Genomic DNA, 11,460 nt, shown 5'->3' with positions numbered 1-11,460 from the left:
ATGTGCGCACCGATTTCAGAGCCTTTCTCCAGAACGCACACGCCGATCTCGACGCCTTTTTCCTCCGCCAGTTGCTTTAACCGGATGGCCGCCGACAAACCGGCCGGGCCGCCGCCGACGATGACGACGTCGTATTCCATCGATTCGCGGGCTTGTTGTGTGGAAAGAGACAAGCTATTGCTCATGGTTCGTCGGCTTTGGTTCGTGGATTGGTTGATCGAATGCCGGACCGGGCTTCAGGGGCAGGCTGAGCCGATCGATATTCCTTCAATCGATCTAAGCGTTTTTTGCATCAGCCCACTTTGGATAATATGTCTTCACCAACGCCCCATCCGGGGCCCACGCATGGCAACCGCCGATCTGAAACGGGCGGGTTTCGTCGTCACGCTTCAGATAAGGTGCCAACGTCTGGATCGATCCGGCCGCCATTGTGCCCACCAGTTCCGTGATGTGGCTGCATCCATTCACATCGCGAAACAGATCGCCGACGGCTCGCCTGAAGCCCGCTCCAATGCGCAGTCCGACAAGTTTCTCGTACCGCTTAGCGATCGCATCGCACGCGCCCGCATAAGGAAACGCGTCCATTGCAACTTCGACGGCGAGAATTGTGAGGGATGAATCGAGCGTCCAGCTCAACCTCATGCAATGGATGGCCTCTCCCGCTTTTCGCGCGCATGAAACAAGGTTGAGATCGTAGTCCTTCCTGTCGAGCAGGCAGGCTTCGATATCCCAAAGGCCGTCTTCGCGTCGATATCCTTCGATGCTGATCTGACGCGTGTGGAGTCGATCACGGGCTACGGATGATTCTTTAAGCGGCATGGCCAATCCCTCCGCTGGTCACGAGTATCTGTTCAGCCTGCAACACGACCGGCCGATCCACCATCTTTCCATCGACGGAAACGACCGCACCCCGTGACTCCGCGACAGCGGCCAGCACGCGTCTCGCCCAGTCGAGTTCGGCCTCTGACGGTCGGAATACCGCATTCACGATCGGTACTTGCTTAGGGTGAATACAGAGCTTGCCGGCAAAGCCACGGCGCTTGCTGTTGAGCGCGTCGCGAGCGATCCGCTCGGGATCGTCGATGGCCGGTGTCACTCCGTCGATCGGCGCCCGGATGCCCGCAACCTTCGACGCCAGCACGAGCGACGCGCGATATGCGTCGAGTTCTTCCGCGTCACCTTGGATATTCATATCGACCTGAAAATCCAGGGTTCCAAACAGCAGTTGCCTCACACCACGCGTCGATACGATTTCGCGCACATTCGACATCCCCGCTGCCGTCTCGATCAACGGATAGACATCGATATTCCGGCCGACGCCATCTGTGACCTGCGAGACGTCATCGCTCGATTCTGTCTTCGGCAACACGATGCCCGCAACACCGGGCAATTCGCGCAACGCGAGGTCGTCGGCGAACCACGGCGTCCCTCGCCCATTGATACGTAGCAGCACGGGACGCTCGCCCGATGCCCAGGAAGACACGATTTCCCTAGCCTTCATCTTCGCGCCAGGCGCAACCGCATCTTCGAGATCGACAATGATGGAGCACGCTCCACTGCCCAGCGCTTTGTCGAATCGCTCGGGCCGGTCACCGGGTACGAACAGAAGGGACTGGACACGCCCCTGATTGAATGTAGGCATCAGCAGTTCCTATCAATGGATGGAATCGTCGAGATCTTCCTCATTCGACTTCGGCTTGCGCACGCATCGTCAGCCAGCCTCGATGATCTTTCGCCCAGAGTTCGACGGTCTTGCCGTCGGCGTCTGGTTCTCCGCAAATCATGAAAACATCGCCAAGCAATGTCGGCCGAACCGCCTTGAACGTGAAGCGTTTGATCGTCGAGTTCGGCATGTGTCGCCTGACCAGGTCGAGAAGCAGGGTCGCGATCAGAGGGCCGTGAACCACCAGATTCGAATAACCCTCTTCACGTGTCGCGTAGTCCCTGTCGTAATGAATGCGATGACTGTTGAAGGTCAACGCCGAGTAGCGGAACAGAAGGGTTTCCGTGGGAACGATTTCGCTCTGCCAGGCGCCCCCTGCAGGCGCCGGTGTCGGTGAAGGTTCCGGCGTCCCGGGGACATACGCCTCCCGATAAACGATGTCCTGCTCTTCCTCGATGGCGACACCGTTGTCATCACTCAGTTGATGTTTGACCGTCACGAATCCCAGGCGCCCGGTACGGCCTGACTTATCCGTGACGTTCGTGACCGTGGAATTGCGCGACGCCGCCCTTCCAACCTCGAGCGAGTGGTGAAATCGGAGTCGTCCTCCCGCCCACATACGACGTGGCAGTCCAAGATCGGGGAGAAATGCGCCCTTCCTGGGATGCCCGTCAGGTCCCAGGCCGCCAGTTGCCGTCAGCGGCCAAAAAAATGTCCAGTGCCACAGTTCGGGGAGCGGGTGTCCCGCAGACGGTCGCGCGTCGTAGTCGAGGGCCACAGCGAGTGCCTCGGCTCGTGCCACCGAAATATAGTCGGTTGACTCACTTGTTGCGCCCCGCTCAACGGCCGGATGGTTTGTACTCACTGCCTCTCCCACGTGTCTCGTTGACTCTTGAAAGTCGTAGTTGCCTTCGAACGTCTTTTAATGCATTATGCATTATATTAAGTGAACGTCAAGAGTCGGATTCAGAGACCGGTGTCGCGGCCTCTCGAACCGACTTCAATTTGAGGACGAGAGCATGAGTCAACAAGCAAACGACCCGGTTACGGGTCGCGACCGCGACAAGGAAACGCACGAATCATGGCCCTGGGACTTCAATGCCGCGATCGTGCCTGTCACTGGCGCGGCGTCCGGAATCGGCCGACATGTTTGTCAGCGCTTGCGCGCGGCCGGAGCCCGGCCTCTCCTGTTGGATATCGATGCGCAGAAACTTGCGGAAGCCGTGAACGACATCTATCCGGAAATCGGCGATTCGTCATCGGCGCGATACGGCTACGTCGTTGACACGGGAAACTCTGCAGACGTGGACGCCTGCTTCGACGCCATCCGGCGCGAGCATGGCGCGGTGACACACGCCGTCGCAAATGCAGGCACGAGTCACGCGTCTCATGTGCTCGATACGACGGACGATCAGTGGCATCGCGTCATGAACGTCAATCTGAACGGCGTTTTCTATTTCTGCCGGGCGGCGGCCCGCCACATGGTTGAAGCACGGCGCGGTGCGATCGTGACGACGGCTTCGATAGCCGGATTGCGCGCGAGAGAGGAGCGTGCCGCGTATGCGGCATCGAAAGGCGCCGTGGTGAATCTCACGCGCGCGCTGGCGCTCGATCTTGGGACGACGGGCGTGCGGGTCAACGCAGTCGCGCCCGGCATCATCGAAACTCCGATGCAGAGCAAGGCCTCGGCGGCGGCGCTCGAACACTGCAAGCAACGGACCGCGCTCCGCCGCCTCGGTAGGGCGGACGAAGTCAGTAACGTCGTGCTTTTTCTGCTTTCCGATTTGGCGAGTTACGTGACAGGCGAAACCATCGTCATCGACGGGGGATTGACTGCCCGTTATAACTGACCGTCACGGACGACCTGAAACACCGGGCTCGACGCAACTGAGTCGCATTGAACACATAGCATGCGTGCATCACGGAGGAGAAACATGTCTCGCGCTGAGATGTCACTTCGTCAGGTAGTCGAGCACTGGCTCGGGACTTACCTTCCTCAACAGATTCGCGTCGTCGAGTTCCGAAACAGGCGGGCTACGCACGAATGCTATGTGCGTGTGAGAACGATGCGCTCGGCAGGGCCGGTCACGCTGGCGTTCTTCCGCCACGAGGATGGCGCCTGGCGCGTCTTCCCGCCGAGCAGGGAGCGCCCCGCGATGCGCACCTATTCCCTCGGTGTGTAGGGAAAGTTTCAGATCCAACGGATGCTCAGGCATTCATTATTTAATTTGGAGTACCAACGCTATCGCGATAAGCGCGCAAGGCGTTCTCAATCTTCAAGGAGGATCGTTTTGAAAGTCATTGTTCCGGTAAAGCGTGTCGTTGACTACAACGTCAAAGTGCGCGTGAAATCAGATGGCAGCGGTGTCGATCTGTCGAATGTCAAGATGTCGATGAATCCGTTCGACGAGATCGCCGTCGAAGAAGCCGTGCGCCTGAGGGAAGCAGGTGTCGCCACAGAAGTGATCGCCGTGTCGTGCGGCGTGTCGCAATGCCAGGAGACGCTGCGCACCGCGTTAGCAATCGGTGCGGATCGCGCGTTTCTGATCGAATCCGGCGAAGACTTGCAGCCGCTTGCAGTCGCCAAACTGCTCAAAGCGCTGGTGGACAAGGAAGCGCCACAGCTCGTTATTCTCGGCAAGCAGGCAATCGACGATGACTCGAATCAAACCGGGCAAATGCTGGCCGCACTCGCCGGACTGCCGCAGGCTACGTTTGCCGCGAAGCTGGCCATCACCGACGGCAAGGTCACGGTGACGCGGGAAATCGATGGCGGAGCGGAGACGCTCTCGCTCACATTACCCGCGGTCGTGACCACCGATCTGCGTCTCAATGAGCCTCGCTATGTGACGTTGCCCAACATCATGAAGGCGAAGAAGAAGCCCGTCGAAACGCTGACGCCTCAAGATTTGGGTGTCGATGTCGCGCCGCGTCTGAAGACGCTGAAGGTGTCCGAGCCGAAGAAGCGCAGCGCCGGCTCGCTGGTACCGGACGTCAGGACGCTGGTGGAAAAATTGAAGACCGAAGCAAAGGTTCTGTGAGCAAGGAGCGATAGACATGACAATTCTGGTGATTGCCGAACACGACAACAAGTCGCTCAAGCGTGCGACACTCAATACACTCGCGGCTGCGCAGGAAGTAGCCGCCATCGTCGGTACGGACATTCATGTCCTGATCGCGGGACACAACACACAAGGCGCGGTCGAAGCGGCTTCGAAAGTCGCGGTCGTGGCGAAGGTTCTGGTCGCGGATGCGCCGCAACTCGCCGAAGGGCTCGCCGAGAATGTCGAGGCCACCGTCCTGAATATCGCGAAAGACTATTCGCACATCCTCGCGCCGGCCACGGCGTATGGCAAGAACCTGGCTCCCCGTATCGCCGCAGGGCTGGACGTGGCTCAGATTTCCGATATCACAGCGGTCTGTGCGAAGGACACCTTCGAGCGTCCGATCTACGCCGGCAATGCTATTGCAACCGTTCAGTCATCCGATCCTATCATCGTCATCACCGTGCGCGCGACGGGTTTCGATGCGGCCGTCTCGTCCGATGGGAATGCCGCAATCGAGACGATCAGCTCGGCCGCCGATCAGGGCACTTCCGAGTTCCTGATCCGTGAAATAACGAAGCTCGAAAGGCCGGAACTCACGAATGCAAACGTCATCGTCTCGGGCGGGCGGGGTCTTGGGAGTGGCGAGAACTACAAGCGGGTGCTTGAGCCGCTGGCCGACACACTTGGCGCGGCGCTCGGCGCGTCCCGCGCTGCCGTCGATGCAGGCTATGTGCCGAACGATTATCAGGTAGGACAGACAGGCAAGATCGTCGCGCCGCAGCTCTATCTGGCGGTCGGAATTTCGGGGGCGATTCAGCACCTCGCCGGGATGAAGGACAGCAAGCTTATCGTGGCGATCAACAAGGATCCGGAAGCACCGATCTTCGGCGTGGCGGATTACGGGCTGGTCGGCGATCTCTTTACGCTCGTGCCTGAACTGATCTCCGCACTCTGACGGCATGCCGGGCGTATCGCGATGCCTTGCGATACGCCACTCGTCAGCAAATTGAAGGCTGCGTCCGACTCGCACTACGTCGCACTACGCAGCCGCCTCCCTTCTCCGTCCTGTTCGGCTACCGGAACAATTCGGTCCGGGCAACATGAATCGGATCGGACGGATCTCGCATTCCCCACGAGCCGCCGTTGTCTCTCAGACCGCCTCGTGCCACCGAGGTGAAACGCGAGTCGATGACGACGATCCGCTTCGCGACCCGCCATTCCCCGTTGCGTCGTTCGAATCGATCGACGTAGCGCCCCCACGACTGTCGGCACATGGCGTCGCCTGCCGCCAGTTCCGCCGCTTCCCCGTCACTTGGTGCGCGGAGGCGACGACTCGCGAAATAGGTTTCAACCAGCGCAAGGTCGGGGCCGGCGAATTCCACCAGGAAATTGCCGAGAAAATGCGTCGAATTGTCCACGCCGGCAAATCGCTCCTGGAGCCATGCGATCAGTCCGTCGACATCTCCTTCGAAATCGACATGATCGTCGTGTGCATCTTCATGATATGTAGAACGAAGCAATGCCCAGTCGCCGCGATCGACACCCCGGGCATACCGGCACATCACGTCATATATTGCGGCCCTGTCGATGAGTTGCTGAAGAGTCTGCTGAATGCCGTGTTCCATCGCTTCATTGCCTCTTTACGCCCGCTCTGCGAGCAGGTAATGGTCAACGTGACGCATTCGACCCTCATGCAAGTCCGGATGCGCGCCCACATAAATTATACACAATGCATAATTTATGTGGGTAACACGGTTGGACGTTTGCAGCAACAAACCGTCAGGCGACGGTTTCGTCTCCTGTCGCGTCGTCGGCGGGCGGGTTTCCGCTCCACATGCCCCGGCGCTCCAGCATCGCGATCAGGTGCTCACCGCCGCTGAGAATGTGACGATGCATCAGCGAGCGCACCGCGTTCTGATCACGCACGCGAATCGCATTAATAATGATCGGGTGATAATCGACCGCACCCTTCAACTGCCCTTCGATGTTCGTATAGAAGCGGTTAGGCAGTTGCTTGGCCAGGCTGCCCAGCAACAACGCCAGACGCGGAGATTGCGCAGCGAGGTTGATCGAACGATGAAACTCGTGCCCCAGGCGCGTCACCAGCGCCTCGTCGCCGGATGCGAAAGCTTTCTGGTGCGCCGCTTCCAGCTTTTCCAGATGCGCGATATCGGCATCGGACATACGCACTGCCGCGCGCGCCGCCAGTTCCGCGCCGATGGTCGCCTGCGCCCAGAACATATCGAACAGATCTTCCTTGCCGAAGCTGTTGACGACGAAGCCGCGACGCGGAAGCAGCCGCACGAAGGACTCGCTTTGCAACAGCAGAAGCCCTTCGCGTACCGGCGTCGTGCTCGTACCAAGCGCCTTCGAGATTGCGTCGATGCGCAGGAATTCCCCCTGCTGGAGTTTTCCCGAGATGATCTGTTCGCGCAGGTGGGCCGCGACCGATTCAGAAAGTTGAAGCTTGTCTACGCTGGCGGCTGCAAGCGACGGGTCCGATTTCAAGATTGCCTCGTTCTTATGGCGAAATTGTACATCGCGCATTATACGCGCGAGGTTCGAGGCGGGATTTGAAATGGGGCCGTGCGTTGACGTCTGCGATGGGACTCGCGGATGCTCATCCGGAGGCGAGCGCGCCGCTGCGATCTTCGACCGGCGCCGAAACACTGTCCCACGCGCCTTGCCGCTCCAGCATTGCAATGAGATGCTCACCGCCGCTGATGATGTGTCGAAACATCAGTGAGCGTACGGCTTCCTGATCTCGGACGCTGATCGCGTTGATGATGATCGGATGGTATTCGATCGCACCCTTCAACTGCCCTTCGATGCTCGTATAGAAGCGGTTTGGCAGTTGCCTCGCTAGGTTTCCGAGTTGCAACGCCAGACGCGGAGACTGCGCGGCGAGATTGATCGAGCGGTGAAACTCATGTCCGAGACGCGTGACGATATCCTGATCGCCCAGCGCGAAAGCCTTCTGGTGATCCGCCTCCAGCCGTTCCAGGCGTGCGATGTCCGCGTCGGACATTCGCATGGCCGCGCGCGCCGCCAGTTCGGCGCCGACTGTCGCCTGAGCCCAGAACATGTCGAGCAGATCCCCTTTGCTGAAGCTGTTGACGACGAATCCCCGGCGCGGGAGCAGCCGCACGAATGACTCGCTTTGCAACAGCAAAAGGCCCTCACGCACGGGCGTTGTACTGGTTCCGAGCGCTTTCGCAATGGCATCGATTCGAAGGAACGCTCCCTGCCGTAGCTTCCCGGAGATGATCTGTTCGCGCAGATGCGCCGCAACCGATTCGGAAAGCTGCATCTTTCCGAAGTTCTCGTCTCGATGCGCGCTCGCCGAAGCGCCCACGGGAGTCTGAAATTCCTCTGCTGTCGCGGCTTCCGGCAAACGCAACACATTGCCCGCGGGCGCGGCCAAACGGCTAGTCGTCGATTCGTCCATGTGTGCGGGCTCCAGAGAGTGGCAAAGCCGATTTTTCTGGATTATATACAACGCATAATATATTTTCCAGCGGCTTGCGCAATTTCACACGATGCCCTGCGCACGCAACCGTGCGATTTCGTCTTTCGAATAGCCGATATCGCCGAGCACTTCGTCGGTGTGCTCGCCCGGTTGCGGTGGCCGGAGCCGGATGCTCGGAGGCGTACGGGAAAGTGCAACGGGCGACTTAATCAGCGGCACAGGTTCGCTGACGCCGGGATATTCCACCGGATGAAACGCTTCCGCGGCGCGAATCGCGTCGTCTTCGAGTGCCTCACGGGGCGAGTTGACCGGGCTGGCGGGAATACGCGCTTCGGTCAGCAGCGCCAGCGCTTCGGCGCGGGTGAATTGACCGCTCCATTCGTTCATCAGCCCGCTGAGGTATTCCCCGTGTTCGCCGCGTTGGGGATCGCTCTGGAAACGCTCGTCGTCGAACAGTTCGGGCTTGCCTATCAGGCGCGTCCAGCGCTTGAACATCGCCGGTCCGATGACCTGCGCGATGAACCAGCCATCCCTGGTGCGGAAAATGTCCGATGGCGCGTAATGCGGCGCGCGATTGAGGGTAGCCTTTCGGTCCACGTGCAACACCGCTTCCTCGATCAGGCAACTGCTGGCGAAATTGAGGCTCGTCTGCAGCAGCGAGGCGCCGACCTCCTGCCCGGTTCCGCTCGACTTGCGTTCATAGAGGGCCATCATCGTGCCGAGCGCGCACGAGAGTCCCGTGGCGAAGTCCACCGCCGGCACCATGAACTTCATCGGATGATCGGGCAGGCCCGTGATATGAACCGCACCGCTGATGCACTGGCCGACACCATCGAAACCCACGCGGTCGCGCACTGCGGGCGCCGACCCGAACGCGGTCGATGCGGTGAGGACGATGTCCGGCCTGACGGCGCGCAAGCTCTCGTAATCGAGGCCCAGCTTCGCCAGCGTACGCGGCGGCATGTTCGCGATGACCACGTCCGAGCGGCGAATCAGCTCGTGCAGCACCTCCTTGCCCTGCGGCGTGGCGATCTCCAGGCTGATCGATCGCTTGTTGCGATTGACTTGCAGGAATTGCGCGCCGTCACCCTGCTCGGATACGGGCAGTATGTAACGGTCTTCACTGCCACCCACCCGATCCACGCGGATCACATCGGCGCCGTAGTCGCCCAGCAGCGCGGCGCAAAACGGCCCTGCAATGTAGCGGCCCAGATCGAGGACCTTGATGCCTTCGAGCACTCCCATGACTTCTCCGTCCGGTAAGTCGATTAGATGTCTTGTATGAATCAGCCGAATCGGCCGCCCGTCACATGCAGCACCTCGCCGCTGATGAAACTGGCGCGTTCACTGGCGAGAAAAGCGACCGCGTCGGCCACGTCGTCCGGATTGCCGGGACGCTTGACGGGCTGCACCGCCAGCGCGCGCTCCTTGATGAGCTCATAGGTGGGGAGCGCCTGAATCATCTCCGTCTCCATGAAGCCGGGCGCCACGCAGTTCACCGTGACGCCGTATTTGCCCTCTTCCATCGACAGCGCCTTGGCCATGCCGATCAACCCCGACTTGGCCGCCGAATAGTTAACCTGCGTCGGATTGCCGAAGTGGGCCCGCGAACTGATGTTGATCACCCTGCCCCAGCCCTGTCCGATCATGCCCGGCATCACTGCCCTGGTCGCGAGGAAAGCGCCCTTGAGCATCACGTCGATAACGAAGTCCCACTCTTCTTCGCTCATCTTCACGAGGTATTTATCGCGTGGCGCGCCCGCGTTGTTCACGAGAATATGGACGCCGCCGAACGTGGCGATGGTCTCGTCAACGAGCCGCTGAACATCAGTGGCCCGGGTGATGTCGCCGGTCACGCAATGGGCGTTCAGTCCTTCTTCGCGCAACGCTGAAGTGGTCTCCTGCGCGCGTTCGGCCATGATGTCGTTGATCACCACGCTCGCCCCTTCCTGAGCGAGACGTCTTGCTGTCGCCGCGCCGAGACCGCGCGCGGAGCCCGTGATGATCGCCACTTTCCCTCTCAAACCGAGATCCATAGTTGTCCTTTCGTGTCGGCGCGGGTCAGCCCCGCGCGTAGATTCGCAACGCAGCCTTCGCGCGCGGCGCGGCTGCCCGTCTCCTAGATCGCGCCGACGCGAGCCAGCATGGTGAGATCTTCGTCACTGAAACCCGCTTCGAGCAGCACTTCGCGGTTGTGCTCGCCCACTCGCGGCGGCGGCGCCTGAATGGCAACCTCACTGCGGCCGAACCGCGGCGCAGGTGCCGGTTGCATGACGCCGGCGCATTCCACGAAATTGCCGCGCGCCGTCTGATGCGGATGCTGATGCGCTTCCGCGAGGGACAGCACCGGAGAGACGCAGGTTTCCGTGCCCTCGAAGGCCATGCACCACTCGTCGCGGCTGCGCGACTTGAATACGCGGGCGAAGGCCTCCTTCATTTGCGGCCAGCCGGCGCGATCATGCTGATCGGCGAACTCGTCCTCGCGCAACCCGAGCACCTTCAAGGTATTGCGATAGAACGTGGCCTCTGTCGCTCCGACGGCCATATGGCGAGCGTCGCTGGTCTCGTAGACCGCATACCAGGGCGCACCGGAATCGAGACGATTCGAGCCGCGCTCGTCCTTCCAGTAGCCGGCGGCGAACAGTCCGTAAATCATGGACATCAGCGAAGTCGCACCGTCGATCATGGCCGCATCGACCACTTGACCGCGCCCGGAGCACGTGCGCTCGTGCAGCGCGCACAGGATGCCGAACGCTAGGTACAAGGCTCCGCCTCCAAAGTCTCCGACCAGATTCAACGGAATCGCGGGCGAATCGCCTTTGTGCCCCATCGCGTGCAGCGCTCCGCTGAGCGCGATGTAATTCAGGTCGTGACCCGGTGCGGTGCAGAGCGGGCCCGATTGTCCCCAGCCCGTCATGCGTCCGTAAATCAACCGCGGATTGAGGTCCAGGCAGACATCGGGACCGAGGCCCAGGCGTTCCATCGCACCGGGCCGAAATCCCTCGACCAGCACATCGGCGTCGCGCAGCAGTCGCTTGACGACATCGACCGCTTCGGGTTTCTTCAGGTCGAGCGCAAGCGAGCGGCGGCCGCGAAACATCACTTCGAAGCGTCGCTCCACCGGCAGCCCGCTTTCCGATGCATGCTTCCGGTCGATCCGGATAACGTCTGCGCCCATATCGGACAGCAGCATGCCGCAGAACGGCCCCGGCCCTACGCCGCCGACTTCGACGACCCTCACCCCGGCGAGCGGCCCCCGCGATGCGTTCTGGTTCATCGTG

At 60.6% G+C, this 11,460-nt stretch carries 13 protein-coding genes; 3 read left to right on the top strand and 10 right to left on the bottom strand.

Annotated elements, in window-relative coordinates; all coding sequences use genetic code 11:
• The 4 genes from AWB79_RS38715 to AWB79_RS36365 form a co-directional block, all read right to left on the bottom strand.
• Positions 1-185 (bottom strand): FAD-dependent oxidoreductase (locus tag AWB79_RS38715; protein WP_157695927.1); only part of this gene is annotated, 185 nt, incomplete at its 3' end.
• Between the two features lie 91 nt (positions 186-276).
• Positions 277-819, bottom strand: coding sequence for a DUF2889 domain-containing protein (locus AWB79_RS36375; RefSeq protein WP_061172307.1), 543 nt, complete (start codon positions 817-819; stop codon positions 277-279).
• Positions 809-1,642 (bottom strand): HpcH/HpaI aldolase/citrate lyase family protein, encoded by an 834-nt coding sequence (locus AWB79_RS36370; RefSeq protein WP_061172306.1) that lies wholly within the window; start codon positions 1,640-1,642, stop codon positions 809-811. The genes AWB79_RS36375 and AWB79_RS36370 overlap by 11 nt, the downstream gene beginning before the upstream one ends.
• Positions 1,643-1,682: 40 nt before the next feature.
• On the bottom strand, positions 1,683-2,528 hold the full coding sequence (locus tag AWB79_RS36365; RefSeq protein ID WP_061172313.1) for an HTD2 family dehydratase: 846 nt from the start codon (positions 2,526-2,528) through the stop codon (positions 1,683-1,685).
• A gap of 154 nt (positions 2,529-2,682) precedes the next feature.
• Between AWB79_RS36365 and AWB79_RS36360 the strand changes: the two genes are divergently transcribed.
• From AWB79_RS36360 to AWB79_RS36345, 3 genes are all read left to right on the top strand, one after another.
• Positions 2,683-3,513 (top strand): SDR family NAD(P)-dependent oxidoreductase, encoded by an 831-nt coding sequence (locus AWB79_RS36360; protein WP_082862578.1) that lies wholly within the window; start codon positions 2,683-2,685, stop codon positions 3,511-3,513.
• A gap of 441 nt (positions 3,514-3,954) precedes the next feature.
• Positions 3,955-4,704, top strand: a complete 750-nt coding sequence (locus AWB79_RS36350; protein ID WP_061172304.1) for an electron transfer flavoprotein subunit beta/FixA family protein — start codon at positions 3,955-3,957, stop codon at positions 4,702-4,704.
• A 16-nt stretch (positions 4,705-4,720) separates the two neighbouring features.
• Complete coding sequence (locus AWB79_RS36345; protein ID WP_061172303.1) at positions 4,721-5,665, top strand: electron transfer flavoprotein subunit alpha/FixB family protein; 945 nt, start codon at positions 4,721-4,723, stop codon at positions 5,663-5,665.
• A gap of 118 nt (positions 5,666-5,783) precedes the next feature.
• Here AWB79_RS36345 and AWB79_RS36340 read toward each other — a convergent pair whose 3' ends face one another.
• The 6 genes from AWB79_RS36340 to AWB79_RS36315 form a co-directional block, all read right to left on the bottom strand.
• Complete coding sequence (locus tag AWB79_RS36340; protein WP_063963625.1) at positions 5,784-6,335, bottom strand: nuclear transport factor 2 family protein; 552 nt, start codon at positions 6,333-6,335, stop codon at positions 5,784-5,786.
• A 154-nt stretch (positions 6,336-6,489) separates the two neighbouring features.
• Positions 6,490-7,425, bottom strand: a complete 936-nt coding sequence (locus AWB79_RS36335; RefSeq protein WP_232471131.1) for a GntR family transcriptional regulator — start codon at positions 7,423-7,425, stop codon at positions 6,490-6,492.
• Positions 7,331-8,158: a GntR family transcriptional regulator gene (locus AWB79_RS36330; protein ID WP_082862576.1), complete on the bottom strand. Its 828-nt coding sequence runs from the start codon at positions 8,156-8,158 to the stop codon at positions 7,331-7,333. Before AWB79_RS36330 ends, AWB79_RS36335 begins: the two co-directional genes overlap by 95 nt.
• A gap of 84 nt (positions 8,159-8,242) precedes the next feature.
• Positions 8,243-9,424 carry a CaiB/BaiF CoA transferase family protein gene (locus AWB79_RS36325; protein ID WP_061172301.1) on the bottom strand — a complete coding sequence of 394 codons (1,182 nt, stop codon included), beginning with the start codon at positions 9,422-9,424 and terminating at the stop codon, positions 8,243-8,245.
• Positions 9,425-9,465: 41 nt separating this feature from the next.
• The gene (locus tag AWB79_RS36320; protein WP_061172300.1) at positions 9,466-10,215 is read right to left on the bottom strand and encodes an SDR family NAD(P)-dependent oxidoreductase; all 750 of its coding nucleotides are present in this window, start codon (positions 10,213-10,215) and stop codon (positions 9,466-9,468) included.
• 83 nt (positions 10,216-10,298) lie between these two features.
• A complete protein-coding gene (locus AWB79_RS36315; protein WP_061172299.1) occupies positions 10,299-11,456 on the bottom strand; it encodes a CaiB/BaiF CoA transferase family protein in 1,158 nt (385 codons plus the stop codon).
• Between the last annotated feature and the right edge of the window lie 4 nt (positions 11,457-11,460).

It is taken from the genome of Caballeronia hypogeia (assembly GCF_001544875.2).
Taxonomy (GTDB): domain Bacteria; phylum Pseudomonadota; class Gammaproteobacteria; order Burkholderiales; family Burkholderiaceae; genus Caballeronia; species Caballeronia hypogeia.
The sequence above is the reverse complement of the archived record's forward strand: the minus strand, read 5'-3'. Positions and strand labels throughout refer to the sequence as shown.

What these genes read in the sequence shown, in the direction of transcription:
- AWB79_RS36375 (WP_061172307.1), bottom strand. Translation starts at nt 819, where the DNA reads ATGCCGCTTAAAGAATCATCCGTAGCCCGTGATCGACTCCACACGCGT.
- AWB79_RS36370 (WP_061172306.1), bottom strand. Translation starts at nt 1,642, where the DNA reads ATGCCTACATTCAATCAGGGGCGTGTCCAGTCCCTTCTGTTCGTACCC.
- AWB79_RS36360 (WP_082862578.1), top strand. Translation starts at nt 2,683, where the DNA reads ATGAGTCAACAAGCAAACGACCCGGTTACGGGTCGCGACCGCGACAAG.
- AWB79_RS36345 (WP_061172303.1), top strand. Translation starts at nt 4,721, where the DNA reads ATGACAATTCTGGTGATTGCCGAACACGACAACAAGTCGCTCAAGCGT.
- AWB79_RS36340 (WP_063963625.1), bottom strand. Translation starts at nt 6,335, where the DNA reads ATGGAACACGGCATTCAGCAGACTCTTCAGCAACTCATCGACAGGGCC.
- AWB79_RS36330 (WP_082862576.1), bottom strand. Translation starts at nt 8,158, where the DNA reads ATGGACGAATCGACGACTAGCCGTTTGGCCGCGCCCGCGGGCAATGTG.
- AWB79_RS36325 (WP_061172301.1), bottom strand. Translation starts at nt 9,424, where the DNA reads ATGGGAGTGCTCGAAGGCATCAAGGTCCTCGATCTGGGCCGCTACATT.
- AWB79_RS36320 (WP_061172300.1), bottom strand. Translation starts at nt 10,215, where the DNA reads ATGGATCTCGGTTTGAGAGGGAAAGTGGCGATCATCACGGGCTCCGCG.
- AWB79_RS36315 (WP_061172299.1), bottom strand. Translation starts at nt 11,456, where the DNA reads ATGAACCAGAACGCATCGCGGGGGCCGCTCGCCGGGGTGAGGGTCGTC.